Genomic DNA, 21,937 nt, shown 5'->3' on the forward strand with positions numbered 1-21,937 from the left:
TATTCCAGCGAGGAGGACAAGATGAAGAAGCTGTTTCTGCTTTCCGCCGCGGCGGTGATGATCTCGACCGGCGCGTTCGCGCAGTCCACCGTGGTGACGACCACCGGAACCGGGCACGCGGCCGTCGTTCAGATCGAGCCGGAGTACCGAACCAGGATCAAATCCTACGTCACCGAACATCGCGTTCGTCCCGTGACGACGAAGGAGAAGATCATCGTCGGCGCGACGGTGCCGAGCGACGTCGAGCTCGAGGCAGTTCCTGCCGACTGGGGACCCTCGCTCACCAAGTACCGCTACGTCTATTCCGGCGAGCGCGTGATGTTGGTGGATCCGGGCTCCCGAACGGTCGTTCAGGAAATCGACTGATAGGAGGTGACGGAGGGGGGCCGCCTCAAGGACGGCCACCCTCCCGGAGTTGACGATGAAATCGCATCGAGAGGCCCGGATCGCCGGTGTCAGCCTGGCGGCCATCTACGCCATATGCCTGTTGCTGGCCGCAATCGGCATGACCTGAAGCGCAGACACCCCGCGACCGCGTTGCAACGATTCCCTTCTCTGCTCTGCTCTGCTCGCTGAATGCAAAAATCATGGCGCAGCGCAAGTCCTGACCGTATGGTCTGACAAAATCATAAGCCGGCGCCGTCGCGCTGGAATCGGGACGACCGCGTTTGTCAAAGTTCACCCTGCCGGTCCGGCTCGCTCTCCTGGTCACGGGAACGATGTTGCCGCTGATCGTCTTCGCCGTTGGCATCGCCGTCTACAACTACCAGCAGGACCGCAGCGACGCGACCCGCCGCGTGCTGGAGAACGTGCGCAGCATGCGCCTGGTGCTGGATTCCGAGGTGCAGCGGATGACCGGCGGCTTGCAGGTGCTCGCGCTGACGAACTCGCTGCGGAACGACGACTTCCCGACCTTTCGCCGCATCGCGCTCGGCTTCCTCGAGCAGTATGGCAAGGGCGGCCTGGTGCTGATCTCCGACCGCAAGGGCCGGCTGCTGTTCTCCTCGACGACGGAGGACACCGCGAACCTGCCGCCGCGCGGCAATCTGGAGATCGTCGAGAAGGTGTTTGCGACCAGGGTGCCGCAATATTCCGACCTGTTCACCGGCCCGCTCAATGGGCGACAGGTTCTCACCGTCGAGGTGCCGGTGCTTCGCAACGGCGAGGTGATCTACGACCTGTGCTTCAGCCCGCCGGTCAGCATCTTTCAGGATCTGGTGGAGAAGCAGCGCCCGGACCGGCAATGGACGGTAAGCCTGCTCGATGCCAAGGGCATCGTGTTCGCGCGCGCGCCGAACCCCAGCGAGACATTCGGCAAGCGCGCTTCGCCGTCGCTTTACACCGAGATGTTCCGCAGCAACGAGGCGGCGCTTCCGACCGTGTCGCTCGACGGCGTTGCGCTCGCCGCCGCCTACACCCGTTCCGGGCTGACCGGCTGGACCGTGGCTGCCGGCGTCGCCGAGAGTTCGCTGATCGCCCCGCTCTGGCGCAACATCGCCATCACCAGCCTGATCGGCGGCATCCTGCTGCTGACCGGCCTCACCTTTGCGGTCCGCATGGCGACGACGATCGCGCGCGGCGAGATGCTGCACGATCTGCTGATCGAGGAGCTCAACCACCGCGTCAAGAACACGCTGGCCTTGATGCAGGCGATCGCGGTGCAGACCTTCCGCAGCGCGAGCCGCGAGGAGCGGGCCAAGTTCGAGGGCCGCCTCGGCGCGCTCGCCGAGGCGCACAATCTGCTCAGCCAGGAGAAATGGGCCGGCTCAGAACTGAAGGATGTGATCGCGCGCGCGGTCCAGCCGTTCCTGCCCAACGCGCCCGAGCGCATCCGGATGAACGGTCCCGCGGTGCCGCTGTCGCCGCGGCTTGCCGTGGTGCTGTCGATGATCGTGCACGAGATCGCCACCAACGCCGCAAAATATGGCGCGCTGTCCAACGAGACCGGCCGGGTGACGCTGGAGTGGGAGGTCATCGCCGACACACCGAAGCCGCGGCTGCGGCTGATCTGGACCGAGATCGGCGGACCGCCGGTGACGGAGCCGGTGCGGCGTGGCTTCGGCTCGCGCCTGATCGAGCGCAGCGCCCGCGACCAGCTCGGCGGCGAGGCAACCGTCGATTTTCTGCCGCGCGGCGTGGTCTGCACGGTGACCTGCACGCTGGACGAGGCGCGGTGAATCCAACCGGATGATCATCACCCATGCCGGACTTGCTCGTTAGAGCGATAGCCATGTGACGGCCTGCCGCATTTTTTGGCATAAAGCGTCTTTCACAAGATCTCCGTTCAAGACCTCGACAACCCGGCGCCGTCCGTCGTGCGTTTCCGAAAACGCGCGCCTGCCCGGAGCAGGATCGGACAAAGCATGGCCGCTTCAGGAAAGACGCCATGCCCTCGCGCACATAGAACACGCGCCGACCCGTACAAATACGGGCCCTGATTTGAAGCCAGAGGCAATCAGGAGAACCCACACAATGACCGGGAACACTGCACTCATGCGCAATCCCTCGCACAGGAGCCCGCCACCCGTACCTGCCGAACAGCCCGACGATGGCGCGGCGCACGAGCGGCGCGCCGCGGATGCGGAGATGGCGCGGGTGCTCAGGACCGAACCGACACGCATGGCATTGGACTCATCCGGCGCCGGCATCGCCCACTGGAAACATGATCCATTGCACGACGTCGTGGAGCCCATGAGCCACCATGTGATCATGGCGTACAACGGCGTAATGCAGCGCATGGAGCGGCGGTCAGGAAAGTCGGTTGCGATCGGCACGTTTCGTCCCGGAGTCGTGATCATCATTCCGGAAGGATCGAGCTCCCGATGGGATATTCCGAAGCCTGTCGATGTGGTCCAGCTGTATCTTCCGAATGCAACGCTGAAGCGCGTTGCCGACGAAGCCGGGACCACCAAACAGGCCGACCTGCTGGAGCGGACGGCGCATCCCGATCCCATTACGTCCAGACTGCTCTTGAGCGCAGCGGAAGCGCTGGGGGGCAACGGAGCCCTGGATACGTTGTTCCGTCATCAGCTGACAGATCTTCTGGCCACCCGCCTGCTGGTCGCCCACACGGGTTCGCCAACCACGCTCCAACCGACCATGGGTGGGCTGTCGCCGAAGGTCCTGCTCCGTGCGATCGAACGGTTGCGCTCGGACAGCGATGCGGACGTCTCGCTCGATGCGCTGGCTTCCGATGCCGGCCTCTCGCGCTTTCACTTCTGCCGCGCCTTCAAGGAAAGCACCGGGCTCTCGCCGCATGCCTGGCTGCGCCAGCACCGGCTCGAGCAGGCCATGAACATGCTGCGCGACAGCGACGAATCGGTGGTCTCGATCGCCGCGGCGCTCGGCTATTCCTCGCAGACCGCCTTCGCCGCAGCGTTCAAGAAGCTGATGGGAGAAACGCCGAGCGATTGGCGCAGGCGCATGCGTTAGCAGCAATCTCTCGACAGGGACGGCAATCGCTCTGGGGCAGTCGGATATCTGGTTCGCTAAACATCTTGGCATCGTAGCACGACGCGGACGGAGACCAACGATGGACTGGAAACACCTTGCAATCGCACCGCGACGGAAAGCCATCGCGACGGCGCTGATGTACGGACTCTCTCTGAGCGTGCGTTTCACCTCGCCGACAGCCGAAGAAGCGCCGGTACGGGCTGCGCAAAGCGCCAGTCCCGCGACGTCGATCCTGATCAATCAGACCTGGCTGAGGAAACCCATGGTGCCCGTGGCTCTGCGCAGCTGGCCATCGGGCTCGAGAAGCTGCCAGGCGGCATGTGAAGGCCCCGCGCTGCTGTCCTCACTGCCGAATTGCGCCGCGCCGTAACGGTCCCGCGGCCTCCGTTTCACCTCTTCGCGTCATCGCCGGTCACAACAGGCTCTGCCGACACCAGCGGCGGCGAAGGCGCGCGCGCCCCGAGCGAACCAAACCCAGGAGTTAAACCACATGCGACTGCTCATCATTGGCTCCGGCTTCGCCGGCATGTACGCCGCCCTCTCCGCAGCCCGCCTGCGCGACATCCACGGCGCTTCGCCTGACGATCTCGAAATCGCCCTGATCGCGCCGGAGCCGACGTTGGTGGTCCGCCCGCGGCTCTACGAGCCGAAGCCGGAAACCCTGACGGCACCGCTGCTCGACGTCCTCAAGGCGATCGACGTCGACTACATCCAAGGTAGCGCCGAGACGATCGACACCAAGGCGCAGATGGTGCAGGTCGCCACTCCCAAGGGCACGCGAAAGACCCTGTCCTACGACCGCCTGGTGGTCGCCACCGGCAGCCGGCTGTTCCGTCCCAACATTCCAGGCCTTGCCGAGCACGGCTTCAGTGTCGATTCGCTCGATGACGCCATCGCGCTCGACAGGCATCTGCACGGTCTCGCCGACCGGCCGGCCGTGACCGGACGCGACACGGTCGTCGTCGCCGGCGGCGGCTTCACCGGCATCGAGGCGGCAACCGAGCTGCCCGCGCGCCTGCGCGACATCTTCGGCAAGGATTCCAGGGCGCGCGTGATCATCGTCGAGCGCAACGGCGCGATCGCGCCCGACATGGGCGAAGGCGCCCGCCCGCTCATCGAGGACGCGCTGCGCAAGCTCGGCGTGGAGACCCGGCTCGGGGCCGGCGTCGCCTCGCTCGACAAATCCGGCGTGACGCTATCGACCGGCGAACACATCGAAACCGAGACGGTGGTCTGGGCGGCCGGCATCCGCGCCGCGCCATTGACGGCGCAGATTCCCGCCGAGCGCGACAGTTTCGGCCGGCTGCTGGTGGATCGCGATCTGCGCGTGCCTGCCGTCGCCGGCGTCTTCGCCACCGGCGATGCTGCGCGGGCCGCTTGCGACGACGAGGGCAATTACGCGCTGATGTCATGCCAGCACGCCACGCGCATGGGCGCCTTTGCCGGCAACAATGCCACCGCCGAACTGCTGGGCGTTCCGACCAGGCCGTATCACCAGAAGGCCTACGTCACCTGCCTCGACCTCGGCGAAGCCGGCGCGCTGTTCACGCGCGGCTGGGAGCGCAAGGTCGAGATGGTCGGCGACGTCGCCAAGAAGACCAAGCAGGAGATCAATACCGTCTGGATCTACCCGCCCTGCGCCGAGCGCGCCGCGGCGCTCGCGTCGGCCGATCCGGAACGCGTGACCGACCTCTAGACGCACGAGGCGATGACGGCCGCGTTCTCCTGGCTACGCGGCGCGCTCAACCAAGACCAGCCAGGAGCCTTATCAGGAAACAGGAGACCAACATGAACCTGCACAACACCTCATATCCCGTGTCATCGGGCCCAGAAGAGCTCGTTCCGTCGCGCTACGCGCTGAAGGTCGGCGAGATCGACGTGCTGGTGGTCAGCGACGGCGTGCTGCCGCTGCCAACCACCATGCTGGCCCACAATGCCGCCCCGGCCGAACGTGAGGCCTGGCTGCACGACATGTTCCTGCCACAGGATGCTTTCGACTGGGCGCTGAACGCGGTCATGGTCCGCAGCGGCGACAAGACCATCCTCATCGACGCCGGACTGGGGTCCGACCCGAACTTGCACCTGCCGCGGGCCGGACAGTTGATCAAGCGACTGGAGGCCGCCGGCATCGATCTGGCGTCCGTGACCGACCTGGTGCTGACCCATCTGCACATGGACCACATTGGCGGGCTGCTCATCGATGGCGTGAAGCAGCGACTGCGCAAGGATCTGCGCATCCACGTGGCGGCCGCTGAGGTCAAGTTCTGGGAGGCGCCCGATTTCTCGCACACCAACATGCCGCAGGGCTTCCCGGACGCGCTTCGCGCGACCGCTAAGCGGTTCGTGAGCGAGTACGGCAGCCAGTTGCGGCAGTTCGATGAGACGCACGAGATTGCGCCTGGCGTCATCGCCCGTCGCACCGGCGGTCACACCCCCGGACATAGCGTGGTCCGCATAGCGTCCGGCGGCGACGCGTTGACCTTCGCCGGCGATGCCGTGTTCGCCGTCGGGTTCGAACAACCCGAATGGTACAACGGCTTCGAGCACGATCCCGAGGAGGCGGCGCGCGTTCGTATCCACCTCCTGCGACAGCTTGCCGAAACCGGCGAGATGCTGGTCGCCACGCATTTGCCGTTCCCGTCGGTCGGCCGCGTGGCGGTCAACGGCGATGCCTTCCGCTGGGTGCCCGTGTTCTGGGACTACTGATCGCCAATCGAGTTAGGCCGAACCGGGGCGCGTGCTCATGCTGTTGATGAGCACGCGCCCTGATTCAATCAGCCCGGTATGGCCTCCGTCCACCGACCCGGATATAGCGAGAAGCTCCAATGAACCATGTGCCTGGAGCATCGCAAGGATGACCTGTGCAAGTCCCGAACTCGTCATCTTCGATTCGGACGGCGTCCTGGTCGATAGTGAGATCATTGCGCTGACCGTCCTGGTCCGGACAGCATCCGAGGAAGGCGTAGCGATCAGCCTGGAAGACGCGATTCGTTCGTTCCGAGGGTTGAAGATGACGGAATGCGTGCGCGAAATAGAGCGCCGGTTAGGCCGCAGCGTCCGAGACACTTTCGTCGCCGACGTTCGGCGAGCAACCGCGCTGGCTTTTGATGCCGAACTGAAGCCGGTCGAAGGAATCCATGCAGCGTTGGCTGAAATCGCCGTTCCGGTTTGCGTGGCGTCCAACGGACCTATGCCGAAACTCACGCATGCGCTCGGATTGACCAAACTGCTGGGGCACTTCGAAGGACGCATCTTCAGTGCGTATGAGGTTGGTTCGTGGAAGCCGGACCCCGGCCTGTTTCTGCACGCTGCGCAAACATTGGGCGCCCACCCCTCACGTTGCGTCGTTGTCGAGGACTCGCTGTCCGGGATTCACGCAGCAAAGGCCGCAGGAATGAGGGTCCTCGGTTTTACCGGAGGTGATCCGGAAATCGAGCGAGAGTTAGCAGCCGTCTGCGGCGACCTCTTTGATCGAATGAGCCACCTTCCGGCGTTGCTGCGCATGGAATGATTGCGGCACTCCCATTCCACACGACCTACCCGATCGTCTGCAACGCCGGAAACGTCTCGAGCAGCCAGATGCTCACATTCGAGACCGCGCCGGTGAGAAAGCCGATGCCGGTGATCACCATCAACACGCCCATGGCGCGCTCGACATTGACGAGTTGGCCCTTCATGCGCGCGAACAGCGCTGAGAACTGCTCGATCATCAGGGCAGCGATCAGGAAGGGAATGCCGAGGCCCGCGGAATAGACCGCGAGCAGCCCTGCGCCCTTGGTCACCGTGGCTTCGGCTGCGGCGATCGAGAGGATCGCAGCGAGGATCGGGCCGATGCAGGGCGTCCAGCCGAAGGCGAAGGCGAGGCCCATGATATAGGCGCCCCACAGGCCGACCGGCTTCGGGATCGGCAACCGGCCCTCCCGCATCAAGAGGCCGATGCGCGTCAGGCCGAGGAAGTGCAGGCCCATCACGATGATGACGAGGCCGGCGAGGATCGACAGCTCCGCCGACCAGGCCCGGATCAGCCCGCCGATCAGCGAGGCGCTGGCGCCGAGCGCCACGAACACGGTGGAGAAGCCGAGCACGAACAGAAGCGCCGACATCATGATCGCGCGCTTGGAGGCCGATGCCGGCTCGTCGCTCTCGACATGCTCGATCGTCGCGCCCGTGAGATAGATCAGGTAGGGCGGGACCAGCGGCAGGACACAAGGGGAGAGGAAGCTGACGAGGCCGGCAATCAGGGCCGCCGGGATCGAAACATTTTGCATGATGCAGTCGGAGCCATCTCAGGCGCCGGCGCGGCGCGCGGGAAATGCGCGCGGCCCGGAGCACCGGCTCTGGTGTAGCCGATGCCGGAAAATGCGCAACAGAGGCGCACAAAACCAGGCTCCTCCCGATGCCGTCCGCAATCACAGATGCGGCATCGGGACGCGCACAAATCTCGCCAAAAAGCGAGACTCGGCGGCGCGGCTACTTCACCACGCGGAGCAGCGGACGCCGGGGCTGGTCCTGCGTCTGCTTGGAGGGGGGGTGCGGTTCGCTGGCAGCGCTCCGCAGCATTTCGTCGCACAATGCCTTGAGATCGGCACTGTCAATTCCTTTGAGTTTCATCCGCACGTCCAGGATGACGATGGACAGCAGCTCGGCCGACTCACGGTTGTTGCACTCGTTGAGCACCCTGCGGCACTCCTCGAGCGTTTCCAGCACCGACTGCAACTGTTCGTCTGAATGCGACACCGGCGTTCTTTCCGTTAATTCGGCCTGTGAGACGTGTTTGTGACGACCCCTTTGGCCCCCATGGAGAACCAAGGATAGCACGAGGCCGTTGCGCCTCTGAACATGATTTCAGTGTGTTTCTGCGTTGAAACTGCGGTTCCGGCGAACATCGCCCCGCTACGCCATTGGTCATTGTCGAAATAACGAAGGGTAGAACGCACGATGCGCTGCGACTGATCCGTCCCGGAGGGCGGCAACGCCGCTCTCGCAAGGAGATCCATTGCGGACAGCGCCGACAATCCCGCAGCCATTTCGCGGCTCGCAACGGAACTCACGCGACACCCCTCACTCGGGCGAAATACTGCCCGATTCCCAGATCTTGGCCGCACTCGGATACCACCCACGGGTAGTAAGGATGACGTTCAAAACTCGTCACCCCGCAACCCGCCGTGGTTGTGGTTTGCGCCAGATTCTGCCACTTTAACGACCTGAAGGGAATTGTATGCACTCCTTGGCGGAAAGGGGCGTTCCATTGGAAGAACGCCCAAAGACAAATCTCAGCGGCCTCTCGGATTGGGATGCCGCCCGCATTTTCCTTGAAGTCGTCCGGTGTGGAAGTTTTCGCTCGGCGGCCGAACGCCTGTCGCTGTCGATCAACGCCGTCCGCCGGCGGATCGACGATTTCGAGCGCCAGACCGGCACCACCCTTTTCACCCGCGACGTCCACGGCACCCACCTGACTGACGAGGGCACGGTCGTGGTCGCCGCCGTCGAACGAATGGAGGCAGCTGCGTTCGACGTGCTGCGTACCAGCGATTCGACGGCCAACGTCCTGTCCGGCGAGGTCCGCGTCGCCGTGACCGAGGGCCTCGGGACGTTCTGGCTCGCCCCGCGCCTGGTCGAATTCCAGCAGGCCTATCCGAAGATTCTGGTCGACCTGCACTGCGCGATGCGTTCCGCAGACGTCTCCCGCCACGAGGCTGACGTCGCGATTCACCTGTCGCGTCCCTCCGCGCTCGACGTCAAGCTGGTGCGGCTCGGCCGCATGCATCTGATGTTCTGGGCCTCCGAGAAATACATCGAAAAACATGGCGCACCGCGCTCGGCAATGGAATTGATCAAGCACCGCCTGGTGCTGCAATTCGCCGACCAGCTCGCCGCCAAGGAAACTTTCGAGAGCTTCTTCCCGGGCGTTTCGGAACGTGACCTTCTGGTCATGAAGACCAACGTCTCAAGCGCCAACTACTGGGCTGTCGCGAATGGCGCCGGAATCGGAGTATTCCCGAGCTACGCCGTTGCGCTTGGCGGGAAGTTGATTCCACTGGAGGTCGAGCTGAACAGACCGCTGGATATCTGGTTGTCCTACCATCCCGGTAGCGGCCGGATTCCGCGCGTACGGCACATGATTGACTGGCTGATCGAAGCCTTCAATCCGGCTCGCTTCCCGTGGTTTAAGGAAGAGTTCGTGCACCCGCATGAATTCAAGGACTCGTATATGGGCGAACCCCTGACCCAGCTCTTCGGGGGATTTTCAACCGAAGAACGGTGAGAACGAACATGAAAACAGCGGCGAAAAGAATGAAGCAGCGCAGTGCCGGCAAGCCGGACATCGAGCTTGGCAAGCGGATCCGTCTGCGCCGCGTCGAGATGAAGATCTCGCAGGCCGAGCTGGGCGAGAAGCTCGGCGTCAGCTTCCAGCAGGTTCAGAAGTACGAGAAGGGCGTCAATCGCGTCGGCGCGGCTCGGCTTCAGCAGATCGCCTCCGCCCTCGACGTGCCCGTGACCTTCTTCTACGACGGCGACAACAAGGCGCGCGAAGTCGAGAGCCTGCTCTTCCTCGATTCGGCTTTCAGCCTCCGCCTGCTGCGCGCCTACAGCAAGATCAAGGACCAGACGGTGCAGCGTCAGCTCGTTTCGCTGATGGAATCGATCGCGGCCAACGAAGCCTGATCTATCGACGGTCTGGCCTTTACGGCCGACGTTCAATCCACCGCGTCACGGGGCGCGGCCGGATTGAACGAGACCTGCCGGATCGGATCTCCTTGATCAGACTTGGCCTGCGCGCCGTGCGCGCGGCCTTCGTTTCTCGGGGCGGCCTGACCGCCCCTTTTTCTTGGGCTCTTTCCCTGCCCCAACCCGCGGTTTTTGCGAACCCATCCCCACCCTGCCGCGACCCAATCGGGAGGCTCCGCATTGGACGCGCGGGGTTTTCGACTGCCGTGCTTAATGGGACCTCAACATTGAGGCCCTAGCTTCCCGCCGATTTTGCCAATCGGCGCCCGCGGCACTGCGACCGGGAAATTGCCAATGCGAGCGCCCGTCCGGGCCTCGTCCTCAGGGGAAGAACAAGACAGATGTCGACGCGCCATGCCGTGATCATTGCCATGGGCCTCTTCGCCAGCGCTTCCGCGCTCGCGCAGACCGAGACCACGGGCCAGGCCGGCCCCAAGCCGGCAACATCGGGCGGCACCGTGCCGGCCGCCGCCAATCCGGCCCATGCGGCCGTGCCGAAAACCGCCGCGTCGACGTCGGCCTCAACGCCGGAAAGCCGCTCGGCCGCGGCGCTCGCGATGACGCACGAGCCGACCTATGACGAGGGCTCCGCCCAGCGCATCAGGGACGCGGCGCTCAGCTATTCCGATCTCGCGGTGCGCGGCGGCTGGCCGACGATCCCGGCGGACGCCAAATTCGCGCTCGGCGTCCAGGGTGCCAGCGACGAGCTGCTGCGCAAGCGGCTGATCATCTCCGGCGACCTTTCCGCCGACAAGGCGAGCGGCGCCTTCGACCAGGATCTCGCGGACGCGGTGAAGCGTTTCCAGGCCCGCCACGGGCTGGCGCCGACCGGCATGATGACGCCGCGCACGCTCGCGGCGATGAACGTCTCCGTGCAGAAGCGCATCCGGCAGCTGGAGGCTTCGCTCCAGCGGCTCGAGAACATGAATTTCGGCTTCGGCCAGCGCTATGTCGTGGTCAACATCCCCGCGGCCTTCGCCGAAGCGGTCGAGAACGACGTCGTGGTGCGGCGCTATCGCGTCATCGTGGGCAAGACCGAAAAACCCTCGCCGACACTGACGGCCCAGATCACCAGCGTCGTCCTCAATCCGACCTGGACGGTGCCGTCCTCGATCGCCAAGACCGAAATCTCCGCGCATATGCGCAAGGACCCGACCTACCTGTCGCGCATGCACATGGAGGTGCTCGACGCCCACGACAATCCGATCGATCCGCATTCGGTCGACTGGTCGGGCACGCATACGCCGAACTTCACCGTGCGCCAGCACAACGGCACCTTCAACGCGCTCGGCGCGGTGAAGATCGACATGCCGAACGCCTATTCGGTCTACATGCACGACACCAACCAGCGCAATCTGTTCAGCGACGACTACCGTTTCGATTCCCACGGCTGCTCGCGTGTCGACAATGTGCGCGATCTCGCCGCCTGGCTGCTCAAGGACCAGCCGAAGTGGAGCCGCGCCGCGATCGACGCGGAGATCGCCAGCGGTCAGCACCTCGACGTCGCCATGGCCAGCAAGGTGCCGGTGGCCTGGATCTATCTCACGGGGTGGATGACCAAGGACCAGACCGTCCAGTTCCGCAACGACGTCTATAACCAGGACGAGCAGTTGCTGGAGGCGACCGCGGAAGAGGCGGCGTTCTTCAGCAATGCCGGCAGCCATCCGCTGACCGCGCACATGACGCGCTAGGACTGGCGCAGTCGCCGCGCCATGCAATCGCGGCACAGGCGGATGCGGAGCCCCTCGCCTCGCCGCGGTTGACCCGGACCACGGCCCGGCAGCACATTGCGCCTCGCAAATGACAAGCGAGCGCGCGATGCCCGACATTTCCAATGAAACTCCTTTCGCCGACGGCAAGATCCTCAAGCACGCCGCTGACGGCGTCGGCGTGATCACCTTCAACAATCCCGACAAGCGCAATGCGATGTCGCTGGAGATGTGGGAGGGATTTGGCGAGGCACTGACGGCCTTGCGCGACGACGACGCGGTGCGCGTCGTGATCCTGCGCGGCGCCGGCGGCAAGGCGTTCGTATCCGGCGCCGACATCAGCCAGTTCGAGAAGACGCGCCATAACGCGGCGGCGTCCGAGGAATATGCCAAGCGCAGCGCCGCCCAGCGCGCGCTGCTCGCCGACTATCCCAAGCCGACGATCGCCTGCATCCAGGGCTTCTGTCTCGGCGGCGGCATGCAGGTCGCGATGCTCGCCGACATCCGCATCGCCGCGCATGACAGCCAGTTCGGCATTCCCGCAGCAAGGCTCGGCATCGCCTATGGCTACGACGGATTGCGGCACCTGGTGTCGCTGGTCGGCCCGTCCTGGGCGCGGCTGCTGATGTACACGGGCATGCGCATCGATTCCGCGGAAGCGCTGCGCATTGGCCTCGTCGAACGCGTGATCCCGGATGATCAACTCTGGGGCGAGACCATGGCGATCGCCAAGACGATCTCGCAGAACGCCCCGCTCGCGATCAAGGCCGCCAAGATCACCATCGCGCAGGTTCTGAAGGACGAAAGCGGACGCGACATGGACGCGATCAAGGCGATCGGCCATGCCTGCATGGACTCTGCGGATTTTCGCGAGGGCCGGCAGGCCTTCATGGAGAAGCGCAAGCCGCAGTTTTCGGGGCGGTGAATCTGAACCGACATTCAGGAAGATTAAATTCCTCTGGCCCCTGCGCCGCGATAGCAACCAACTGATCCGTCGCAAGTTCTTCCGCCACCAACGAGGGAGATTGCGATGAAACTCAAGTTTGCTGTTCTTGGTCTGGCTGCCCTGGGCAGCGCCGCGCTCGCGTCAGGGCCAGCGCTCGCGGCGATGCCGAACGGCATTCCGCAGGCCGATCGCGTCGCAAGCGGTCCGGCCGCTGACGTCGATCAGGTGCGCATGGTCTGTAATCAGTGGGGCCGCTGCTGGTGGCGCCCGAACTATTATGGCGCCTACGGCTATTACGGTGGCCCGCGCCGGTACTATGGCGGCCCGCGCCCATGGGGCTGGGGTCACCGCCACTGGCACCGCTGGTGAACGACGAAGGGGCGCGAGGCCCCTTCTCTTTTTGCATCTGACTACAGCGCCCCCAGCACCGCTTTCGTGATGTCGGCCGTGCCGTTGCTGCCGCCGAACTCCATCGGCTTGATGCCGCCGGCATAGACCTGGTCCACCGCGCGTTCGATCGTCTCGCCGGCTTCTGCCGCGCTCTCGACGCCGTGCTTGTCGGCGAGCCAGTCCAGCATCATCGCGGCCGACAGGATCATGCCGGTCGGATTGGCCTTGCCCTGCCCCATGATGTCGGGCGCGGTGCCGTGGCAGGGCTGGAACACGGCGTATTTGTCGCCGATGTCGGCCGACGGCGCCATGCCGAGGCCGCCGATCAGGCTCGCGGTGATGTCGGAGACGATGTCGCCGAACATGTTCTCCATCACCATCACGTCGAAATCCCAGGGTCGCTTCACCAGCATCGCCGAGCAGGCATCGACATAGAGCCGGTCGGTCTTCACCTCCGGATGCTTCTTCTCGATCTCGTCGAAGATGCCGCGGAAGAAAGCAAAGGCCTTGAACACGTTCGCCTTGTCGACGCAGGTGAGCATTCCCGGCTTGCCGCGCGCCTTGCGGCGTTCGGCGAGGCGAAACGAGAATTCGAACAGGCGCTCGGAGGTCCGGCGCGTGATCACCATGGTCTCGCGCGCATCCTCATGGGTGACGACACCCTTGCCCATCGAGGCGAACAGGCCCTCGGTGGATTCGCGGATCACGACGAGATCGATGCCGCGCGTGTCGGCGCCGACGATCGGGCTCGGCACGCCCGGAATGAGCCGCGCCGGCCGCACGCCGGCATAGAGATCGAAGATGAAGCGCAGTTCGATCTGCGGCGCGATCTCGGTGTTATCGGGGTAGCGCACCGACGGCAGGCCGCAGGCCCCGAGCAGGATCGCATCCGCCTCCTCGCACAGCTTGATCGTGCTCTCGGGCATCGACTTGCCGGTGGCGAGATAATTGTTGGCACCGGCCGGCGCCTCGGTGAAGCGGAAGCGCAAATCCGATTTCTGTTCGATCTTGCGCAGCACCTCGATCGCCGGCGCCATGACTTCAGGGCCGATGCCGTCACCGGCGAGCACGGCAATGTGGAAGGCGTTGTTTGCGGACATGGGGGGTTCCTAAAGGATGAGTCATTCCGGGGCGGTCCGAAAGGACCGAACCCGGAAGTTCGAGATTCCGGGTTCGCCCTTCGGGCGCCCCGGAATGACGGAAGTCACTACGGCGTCAGCACGGTGCGTCCGACAACCGCGCCCTGCTGCAACTGAACCAGCGCGTCGTTGGCCTTGGCGAGCGGCTGACGCGTCACCGGGATCGGCGGCACGTTCTTCGTCCGCACGAGGTCGAGCAATTCCTGCGTCTCGCGCAAATTGCCGACATAGCTGCCCTGGATTGTCACCGCCTTGATCGGAATCAGCGGCAGCGCCCAGGTCGCGCCGCCGCCGAACAGGCCGACGATGACGAGCTTGCCGCCCTTGGTCAGGCAGTCGAAGCCGAGCTGCGTCGTCGCGGCATTGCCGACGAGGTCGATCACGGCGCGGATCGGTCCGCCCGCCTTCTTCGCAAGTTGCTCCAGCGCGTCCGGCGCCTTGGGATCGACGGTCGCAAGCGCGCCGGCCTTTTCCGCGGCCTCGCGCTTCCTGGCGTCGATGTCGACCATGATCGCGCCCTTGCCGCCCATGGCTTTCAGCAGCGACAGCGCCATCAGGCCGAGGCCGCCGGCGCCGAACATCACGATCGGTGCATCGAAGTGCTGCTCGACCTTCTTCAGCGCGCTGTAGGTGGTGACGCCCGAGCAGGCATAGGGCGCGGCCGAAGCGGGATCGAGGCCTTTGAGATTGAGAAGGTAGCGCGGATGCGGCACCAGCATGTGGTCGGAATAGCCGCCGTCGCAATAAACGCCGAGCGAGCGCGGCGTCAGGCACATGTTCTCGTCGCCGCCAAGGCAGGTCGCGCACTTGCCGCAGCCGATCCAGGGATAGACCAGGCCGACATCGCCGAGCTTGAGGTCGCCCTGATCGGTCGGCTTCACGTCAGGACCGAAAGCCAGGATTTCACCGACCGTCTCGTGGCCCATGGTCAGCGGCAGATTGATGCCGCGGTCCTTCAGCGACAGCGGCTTGCGGCCATGGCCGAGATCGTAACCGCCTTCCCAGATGTGCAGGTCGCTGTGGCAGACGCCGGCGGCCTTCACCTTGATCAGCACCTGCGTGCCCTGCGGCTGCGGCGTGGCCTCGTCGAACTCCTGCAACGGCGCCTTAAAATCGGCGACCTTGAAACTCTTCATCGGCGTCCTCCCGCATGCTTCTTGTTGTCGCGCCACCATGCCATGGTCGGCGAGGCGAGACAAACGCGCACCTGTCTAGTTTACGCCGGCCAATGGTGGCAAGCCGGCCGCGCGCAAGGCCGCATTGCTCGCCGCACCGAGCCCGCCGTCACCCTTGCACGGCCGTTTTGCCTGACGGAATTGACGCATCATCGGCGAGGCCAATCTCCTCGCGCAGCGCATCCGTGTGCTCGCCGAGCGCGGCCATCGTCCTGGCCGGCGTCGTGTCGGCACCCGACATCCGGAACGGCAGGTTGAGAACCTGGAACGAACCGCCCTCATCTTCCACCGACGAGAGCGCCTGCCGATGCGCGAGCTGCGGATCGGCCAGCGCCTCTGACACGGTGCGATAGGCCGAGGCCGGCACGCCGGCCTCACCAAGCGCGACGAGGCATGCCTCCGTCGAGAGCTGCCGCGACCAGGCCTCGACGCCGTCCATCATATCGGCCCAGTTCTCGCGGCGCGCGGCGTAGGTGGCGAAGCGCGGATCGGGGATCCAGTCGGGGCGGCCGATCACGCCCATCAAACCCTGAAACGTCTTTTCGCTTGCGACCGTGATCATGACATAGCCATTGGCCGTCTCGGTCGGCCCGAACATCGGGCGCGGCGGCGGCTTCACCGCGAATTGCGAGCTCTGCAACTCGATCACCGTCAGCGTCAGCATCGACTCCAGCATGGAGACGTCGATGTGCTGGCCGAGGCCGGTCACCGTGCGCTGATACAGGGCGGAGACTATCGCGCCAAAACCATAGGTGCCGGTGACGACGTCGGCGTGGTAGATGCCGCAATAATCAGGACGGTTGCGGCCGGGCTGGTAGGCGAGATGGGCCATGTCGTAGCCGGAGGCCGCGTGGATCACCGGCGCATAGGCCGGCAGCTCGGCCGAGGGGCCGGTCTGGCCGTAGCCGGAGATCGAGCAGTAGATCAGCTTCGGATTGACCGGGCGTATTCTGTCGTAGTCGAGCCGCAGCCGGTGCATCACGCCGGGGCGGAAGTTCTCGACCAGGATGTCGGCGGTCGCGGCCAGCCGGCGGACCGCTTCCGTGCCGTCCTCGGACTTGAGGTCGAGCACGACGCTCTTCTTGCCGACATTGAGCTGGCCGAATACGGTGCTGCACCCCTTGCGCAGCGGCGGCCGGGTCCGCATCGTCTCGCCGCCGTCGGTCTCGATCTTGATGACCTCGGCGCCCATGTCGGCGAGCATCCGCGTGCAGTGGGGACCGGCGATGGTGGTCGAAAAATCCAGCACCCTGAGGCCGGCGAAGGCCTTTGTCGTCGCCCCCTCATGCTTATCTGCTAGCTGCATGCGTGCTGCGTCTCCTCGGCGTATCCTGGGAACAATCAATGTTCTCTGTTGTTGTGCGCTCGACCGTAGAGGGCGGCGGCTGAGTAGGAAAGGGTTTACCGAACGGAGGCGCTCCGCAGGCGTGCTTGGGAATTCCGGGGCAACTGGACCCGTTCTTGCATAGCAGCAAACTGGATCGGCAAGGGGCAACTGTTCTTGAGGGTCTTGTTCGTTACGACAGAGATGGACGACTTCGTCCGCGTCGGCGGACTTGGAGCCGTTTCCGCTGCCCTCCCCAGAGCCCTTCGCCGCTTTGCCGATATCCGGATCATGTTGCCCGGCTATCGCGACATCATCGAGCAACTCACGCATATTCAGATCGTTGGCCGCTGCCCGTCGTTTGCGGATATGCCGGCCTGCTCGCTCGGCCGGGCCGCGACCAAGGACGGCCTGCCGGTCTATGTGCTATTGTGCTCGCAACTGTACGACCGGCCCGGCAATCCCTATGGCGACGAGTCCGGACGCGACTGGCCGGACAACGACATCCGCTTCGCGCGCTTTGCCTCGGCAGCCGCTGAGCTGGCCATGGGCAAGCTGGACAAGAATTGGGCAGCAGACCTGATCCATGCCAACGACTGGCAAGCCTCGCTCGTGCCGGCCTATCTCGCCTGGCGCGGCGCCAAGCTGCCGTCGATCCTGACCATTCACAACCTCGCCTATCAGGGGCTCTTCCCGAAGGACTCGCTGCGGCGGATCGGCGCACCGGAAAGCGCCTTCCACATCGACGGCCTCGAATTCTACGACCAGGTCTCGTTCCTCAAGGCCGGGCTGGTCTACGCCTCGCATCTCACCACCGTCAGCGGCACCTATGCGCGCGAGATCACCACGACCGAGTTCGGCTGTGGCCTCGAGGGTCTGCTCCGCCTGCGCTCGGACGCCGCCGAGCTGACCGGCATCCTCAACGGCATCGACGAGAGCTGGGACCCGCGCTCCTGCGCGCAGCTCGCCCAGCAATTCGGCGCCGGAGACTGGGTCGGCAAGAAGGCCAATGCCGACTACGTGCGCAAGCAGTTCGGGCTTGCGGTGTCGCGCGGCCCGATGTTCGGCATCGTCGCGCGCCTCGTGCACCAGAAGGGCATCGACCTCGTGCTGTCCGCGGCCGACGAGATCATCGATGCCGGCGGGCAGATCGTGGTCACCGGCTCGGGCGAGCCGGCGCTCGAGCAGGCGCTGATCGACGCGCATCGCCGCCGCCCCGACGCCATCGGCGTTGCGATCGGATTCAACGACGCCCAGGCGCGGCGCATCTTCGCCGGCAGCGACTTCACCCTGATGCCGTCGCGCTTCGAGCCGTGCGGCCTCAGCCAGATGTACGCGCAGCGCTTCGGTTCACTGCCGATCGGGCACCAGACCGGCGGCCTGGCCGAGACCATCACCGACGGCGAGACCGGCTTTTTGTTCTCAAGACCCTCGCACGAATCCTTCCTCGGCGGCGTCCGCCGGGCCTTCGAGGCCTTCATGGCGCAGGACCAGCTCGACACCATGCGCCGCAGCGCCATGGGACGGTCGTTCTCCTGGAGCATCTCCGCTGGCAGCTACAGCGCACTGTACCGGAAGCTGGCAGCGGTGTGAGAAAGCGACGGCGCTTCCACATACTCCGTCATTGCGAGCGCAGCGAAGCAATCCAGAATCTTTCCGCGGAGACAGTCTGGATTGCTTCGCTGCGCTCGCAATGACGATGCGGGGAGAGCGCGCGCCTCACTCTTCTCTCGGGCCCCGGCTCTGCGCTGCAACGCTCATGCGTTGCAGCGTGTCCGGGACACGCCGGGAGCGCTACTTAGCGGCGCACGTCCATCTGCGGCCGTCCGATCCAGGCGCGGTTGAGGCAGCGGGTTATCCAGTCCGGCTGCAACTCTCCTCGCAGCCGCGCCTGCGCTTCCTGGTAGGGACCGACATAGCGCAGCCTGTCCGGCAATTTCGGATAGACGCGCCTGATCCATTTCATCGCATTGTCGGCGGATCTGATATCGCGCTCGTCCAGTTCGAACCCGAAGCCTGCGCGCAACCGCTCCGGCAGCAGGCTTGCCGTGAGCGCGCGATACCATCGCGGCGGACGCAACCACGGACGCGCGCCGTTGAAGATTTGTGTCGCGATCTCGCGCGCGGCCGGACTGACAGTCAATGTCTCCGACTGCGCCATCGCTGCGGTGTAAGCGGCAAAGCCGGACCAGTCCGCCGGCAGGTCGTCCGCCCTCAACCCGAACAAGGCGCCGAACGTCCGGCTCTCGACCCAGTAGCGCTCGCGCTCCGCCGCCGAGAGCTGCGGCAGAACGAGGTCATGCGCCATCAGGGCAGTCTCGACCAGCGTCGCATGCACCCAGCGCAATGACGGAATGTCGTTGGCGCAGTAGCGCGAGCCGGCCGCGAACGGGCCGACGGTCTCGGGGATCTCTCCGACGATCATGCTGTGGCGCCGGTGCAGCTGCCGGGACGACAGCAAGGCACGGTCGAGCGATCCGAACACCATGGCGAAGACGATGTCGAAGGTGCGATGGAAGCGGCCGATCGGATCGGCCAACGTCCGGGAGTGCTCGGCGATGGCGGCGGCGACCCAGGGATGCGCCAGTTGCAGCAGCAGCGCCCGGCCGGCGCCGAGGAAGATGACCGCCTCCCGGTCGAGTTGCCAGGTCACCGAGGACGGACCGAACACGCCAGCAACGGGCCCCGCCGCATCAGCGCGGACCTGATCGAGCGCCGCCTCCAGATCTTTCTCGACGACCAATTGCGAGCCTCGCGACGAAGACGCCGCGACAATAGCCCAGACAGCGCGCTCGCGATATCGTCACGGCCCAAAACAAACGACGGAGAAGGCCCCTACTCCGCCGCAATCGGCATCTCGTCCATATGCTCGTGCAGCACCACGCCGGCGAGCGGATCGAATTCGCCGATCCACGGCTTTCGTGCGAGCACGGACTTCGTGTGGGCGTAGCCCGCATGCCAGCGCCGCGTAATGCCTGACGGGCTGAAGTCGATGTCCTTGGTATGGGTCTCGCGGTCGAGCTGCGGCGCCAGTAGCCGCACGACGTGCATGCGGGTCGGACAACCATAGCTCATCAGCTCCCTCACCACGGGATCGCTGCGCTCGCTCTCGGGCAGACGCGCGGCGAGCTGGTTGATGACGTGGCGCAGGCGATGGGCCTGCTGCTGGCGGACGATCTGGCTCGCGATCCGACTGGAATACATCACATCCTTGTGCCGGTTCAGCACCTCCGCCATCGTGGTTGGCTCGGCGCCGACCGGATTCCACAGATGCACAGAGAAGATCAGCGAATCCCTGCGTGGATTGTCGTCGAACACCGCTTCCGTCGGCGTGTTCGAGAGGATGCCGCCGTCCCAATAAAGCTCGCCGTCGATGCGCACCGCCGGGAAGGCCGGCGGCAATGCGCCCGAGGCCAAGACATGTTTCACCGTCAGTTCGCCGTCGCGGCTGTCGAAATAGCGCATTTCGCTGGTGCCGACATGGGCCGCACCGACCGTCAGGCGCGGCGCGCAGCGATTGGCGAGATCGAAATCGACCAGCTCGCTCAGCGTCTTCTCCAGCGGCGCGGTCGAGTAGAAACCGGCGTGATCGGCGCCCAGCGGATAGGAATCCCCGGCATGCGCCAGCGGGTTGGGCCGGAAGAAGCCGGGAATGCCGTGGGTCACGGTCGACCAATAGGCGAGCTTCTCGTTGAAGTCGGGAAACGCAGTGCGCCAGTTCCAGACCGGATTCTGCTCCATCCGCTTCCAGAACTCCCTCAAGCGCGCGAGCCGGTGCTCCGGCGCGTTGCCCGCAATGAGGCTCGCATTGATGGCGCCGATCGAGGTGCCGATGATCCAGTCCGGCTCGATACCGGCCTCGTGCAGCGCCTGGTAGACGCCCGCCTGGTAGGAGCCGAGCGCGCCGCCGCCCTGAAGCACGAGGACGACCTGACCCGGCAGGTCCATGCTCTTTCGTTGCCCGTTGTCCTGCATGCCGTTCATGTCTTGCTCCTGTCGAGCCTATGGTTATCATTCGTCAGGTGTAAGGCCATTGTTACGTCCTGCCGTTCTCGGCGATTGTCGGTCGTTTTGGAAATGCCGGTTGGCTTCCGAAACCATACGCACGCGCTATCGCCGCCAGGATATCATTCCCTGTCCCGATCGGTTAGATTTCCGGCCGATCCTGCCGGGAGCCGATCCATGGAAATGCACCAGGTCCGCTATTTCCTCGCGGTGGCGCAGCTTTTGAACTTCACGCGCGCCGCCGAGGAATGCAACGTGACGCAGCCCTCGCTGACACGCGCGATCAAGCAGCTCGAGGCCGAACTCGGCGGCGACCTGTTCCGCCGCGAACGGCCGGCGGCGCAACTGACCGAGCTCGGCCAGCGCATGCATCCGCTGCTGAAGCAGTGCTATGACGCCGCCGCCGGTGCGCGCTCGCTCGCCTCCTCGTTTAGAAGTGGTGAGGTCGGCGCGCTCCGCGTTGCGCTGACGCATTCGGTCGACCTGGCGCTGCTCATCCCCCACCTCAACGAGATCAGGCGGCAGTTCAACAGGCTCGAATTCCGCTTCCTGCGCGGGACGAGCCGCGAGGTCGCAGAATTCCTGAAGAAGGGCGAGGCCGAGCTCGGCATCGCCGCCGAGATCGACGAGGCCTGGGAACGGCTCGACGTCTGGCCGCTGTTCACCGAGGCGTTCGATCTCATCGTCAGCAGGGAGCACCGGCTTGCCGAGCACGACACGATCGAGCCGGACGACCTGCGAGCGGAACAATTGCTCGGCCGCAGCTATTGCGAGCATTCCAAGCGCATCGCAGCGAGCCTGCGCGAGCACGGCATCGATGTCGATCACGGCCACGAGATTTCGAGCGAACGCGACCTGATCGAACTGGTGGAGGCCGATATCGGCATCGCCATGATGCCCCACACCTCGCCCGTGCCGGAGAGCCTGAAACGCGCCGCGGTCGCCGGCCTCGATGCCCGCCGCACCGTCAGCCTCTATGGCGTCGCCGGCCGCCAGCGCACGGCGGTGGCCAACGCCGTGATGCGCATGCTGCGCGGTGCGGACTGGCGGGCGATTGCGGGGTAATA

At 65.0% G+C, this 21,937-nt stretch carries 21 protein-coding genes; 14 read left to right on the forward strand and 7 right to left on the reverse strand.

Translation table 11 applies throughout. The annotated features are described in order from the left end of the window. The first annotated feature begins 21 nt into the window (after positions 1-21). From A3M7_RS0125930 to A3M7_RS0125960, 7 genes are all read left to right on the forward strand, one after another. Positions 22-366 carry a DUF1236 domain-containing protein gene (locus tag A3M7_RS0125930; RefSeq protein ID WP_027546534.1) on the forward strand — a complete coding sequence of 115 codons (345 nt, stop codon included), beginning with the start codon at positions 22-24 and terminating at the stop codon, positions 364-366. A 353-nt stretch (positions 367-719) separates the two neighbouring features. Continuing rightward, positions 720-2,177 carry a sensor histidine kinase gene (locus A3M7_RS0125935; protein ID WP_049823690.1) on the forward strand — a complete coding sequence of 486 codons (1,458 nt, stop codon included), beginning with the start codon at positions 720-722 and terminating at the stop codon, positions 2,175-2,177. Positions 2,178-2,493: 316 nt separating this feature from the next. Further along, entirely contained in the window at positions 2,494-3,432 is a 939-nt protein-coding gene (locus A3M7_RS0125940; protein WP_027546536.1) for an AraC family transcriptional regulator, read from the forward strand. Positions 3,433-3,532: 100 nt separating this feature from the next. Further along, positions 3,533-3,823 carry a hypothetical protein gene (locus A3M7_RS0125945; RefSeq protein ID WP_027546537.1) on the forward strand — a complete coding sequence of 97 codons (291 nt, stop codon included), beginning with the start codon at positions 3,533-3,535 and terminating at the stop codon, positions 3,821-3,823. 120 nt (positions 3,824-3,943) lie between these two features. Further along, positions 3,944-5,149, forward strand: a complete 1,206-nt coding sequence (locus A3M7_RS0125950; RefSeq protein ID WP_027546538.1) for an NAD(P)/FAD-dependent oxidoreductase — start codon at positions 3,944-3,946, stop codon at positions 5,147-5,149. 92 nt (positions 5,150-5,241) lie between these two features. Beyond that, positions 5,242-6,159: an MBL fold metallo-hydrolase gene (locus tag A3M7_RS0125955; protein ID WP_027546539.1), complete on the forward strand. Its 918-nt coding sequence runs from the start codon at positions 5,242-5,244 to the stop codon at positions 6,157-6,159. Positions 6,160-6,307: 148 nt separating this feature from the next. Then, on the forward strand, positions 6,308-6,964 hold the full coding sequence (locus tag A3M7_RS0125960; protein ID WP_049823686.1) for an HAD family hydrolase: 657 nt from the start codon (positions 6,308-6,310) through the stop codon (positions 6,962-6,964). A 25-nt stretch (positions 6,965-6,989) separates the two neighbouring features. Here the strand turns inward: A3M7_RS0125960 and A3M7_RS0125965 are convergent, their stop codons facing one another. Together A3M7_RS0125965 and A3M7_RS0125970 are read right to left on the reverse strand one after the other, a co-directional pair. Then, positions 6,990-7,721, reverse strand: a complete 732-nt coding sequence (locus A3M7_RS0125965) for a cytochrome c biogenesis CcdA family protein (RefSeq protein ID WP_027546541.1) — start codon at positions 7,719-7,721, stop codon at positions 6,990-6,992. A gap of 202 nt (positions 7,722-7,923) precedes the next feature. Next, on the reverse strand, positions 7,924-8,190 hold the full coding sequence (locus tag A3M7_RS0125970) for a hypothetical protein (RefSeq protein ID WP_027546542.1): 267 nt from the start codon (positions 8,188-8,190) through the stop codon (positions 7,924-7,926). Between the two features lie 481 nt (positions 8,191-8,671). Here A3M7_RS0125970 and A3M7_RS0125975 point away from each other — a divergent pair, with 481 nt between their 5' ends. The 5 genes from A3M7_RS0125975 to A3M7_RS0125995 all read left to right on the forward strand — a co-directional run bounded on the left by A3M7_RS0125975 (position 8,672) and on the right by A3M7_RS0125995 (position 13,206). Continuing rightward, positions 8,672-9,718, forward strand: a complete 1,047-nt coding sequence (locus A3M7_RS0125975) for a LysR family transcriptional regulator (protein ID WP_027546543.1) — start codon at positions 8,672-8,674, stop codon at positions 9,716-9,718. A gap of 29 nt (positions 9,719-9,747) precedes the next feature. Continuing rightward, positions 9,748-10,119, forward strand: a complete 372-nt coding sequence (locus A3M7_RS0125980; protein WP_027546544.1) for a helix-turn-helix domain-containing protein — start codon at positions 9,748-9,750, stop codon at positions 10,117-10,119. Between the two features lie 404 nt (positions 10,120-10,523). Next, positions 10,524-11,873, forward strand: a complete 1,350-nt coding sequence (locus A3M7_RS0125985) for a murein L,D-transpeptidase (protein ID WP_027546545.1) — start codon at positions 10,524-10,526, stop codon at positions 11,871-11,873. 127 nt (positions 11,874-12,000) lie between these two features. Further along, positions 12,001-12,816, forward strand: coding sequence for an enoyl-CoA hydratase (locus A3M7_RS0125990; RefSeq protein ID WP_027546546.1), 816 nt, complete (start codon positions 12,001-12,003; stop codon positions 12,814-12,816). A 105-nt stretch (positions 12,817-12,921) separates the two neighbouring features. Continuing rightward, positions 12,922-13,206 carry a hypothetical protein gene (locus A3M7_RS0125995; RefSeq protein WP_027546547.1) on the forward strand — a complete coding sequence of 95 codons (285 nt, stop codon included), beginning with the start codon at positions 12,922-12,924 and terminating at the stop codon, positions 13,204-13,206. A gap of 41 nt (positions 13,207-13,247) precedes the next feature. Here the strand turns inward: A3M7_RS0125995 and A3M7_RS0126000 are convergent, their stop codons facing one another. The 3 genes from A3M7_RS0126000 to A3M7_RS0126010 form a co-directional block, all read right to left on the reverse strand. Continuing rightward, a complete protein-coding gene (locus A3M7_RS0126000; RefSeq protein WP_027546548.1) occupies positions 13,248-14,327 on the reverse strand; it encodes an isocitrate/isopropylmalate dehydrogenase family protein in 1,080 nt (359 codons plus the stop codon). Positions 14,328-14,434: 107 nt separating this feature from the next. Next, positions 14,435-15,502: an alcohol dehydrogenase gene (locus A3M7_RS0126005; RefSeq protein WP_027546549.1), complete on the reverse strand. Its 1,068-nt coding sequence runs from the start codon at positions 15,500-15,502 to the stop codon at positions 14,435-14,437. A gap of 148 nt (positions 15,503-15,650) precedes the next feature. Then, a complete protein-coding gene (locus A3M7_RS0126010; RefSeq protein ID WP_027546550.1) occupies positions 15,651-16,847 on the reverse strand; it encodes a CaiB/BaiF CoA-transferase family protein in 1,197 nt (398 codons plus the stop codon). 195 nt (positions 16,848-17,042) lie between these two features. On the opposite strand from A3M7_RS0126010, the gene glgA reads away from it, so the two are divergent. Then, positions 17,043-18,458, forward strand: a complete 1,416-nt coding sequence (gene glgA, locus A3M7_RS0126015; protein WP_049823687.1) for a glycogen synthase GlgA — start codon at positions 17,043-17,045, stop codon at positions 18,456-18,458. 205 nt (positions 18,459-18,663) lie between these two features. On the opposite strand, the gene A3M7_RS0126020 is transcribed toward glgA, so the two are convergent. Continuing rightward, positions 18,664-19,608 (reverse strand): oxygenase MpaB family protein, encoded by a 945-nt coding sequence (locus A3M7_RS0126020; RefSeq protein ID WP_027546552.1) that lies wholly within the window; start codon positions 19,606-19,608, stop codon positions 18,664-18,666. 92 nt (positions 19,609-19,700) lie between these two features. Beyond that, positions 19,701-20,849, reverse strand: a complete 1,149-nt coding sequence (locus tag A3M7_RS0126025; protein ID WP_027546553.1) for a patatin-like phospholipase family protein — start codon at positions 20,847-20,849, stop codon at positions 19,701-19,703. A gap of 198 nt (positions 20,850-21,047) precedes the next feature. On the opposite strand from A3M7_RS0126025, the gene A3M7_RS0126030 reads away from it, so the two are divergent. Further along, positions 21,048-21,935, forward strand: coding sequence for a LysR family transcriptional regulator (locus A3M7_RS0126030; RefSeq protein WP_027546554.1), 888 nt, complete (start codon positions 21,048-21,050; stop codon positions 21,933-21,935). The last annotated feature ends 2 nt before the right edge of the window (positions 21,936-21,937 follow it).

Source organism: Bradyrhizobium sp. WSM2254 (assembly GCF_000472645.1).
GTDB classification, from domain to species: Bacteria; Pseudomonadota; Alphaproteobacteria; order Rhizobiales; family Xanthobacteraceae; genus Bradyrhizobium; species Bradyrhizobium niftali.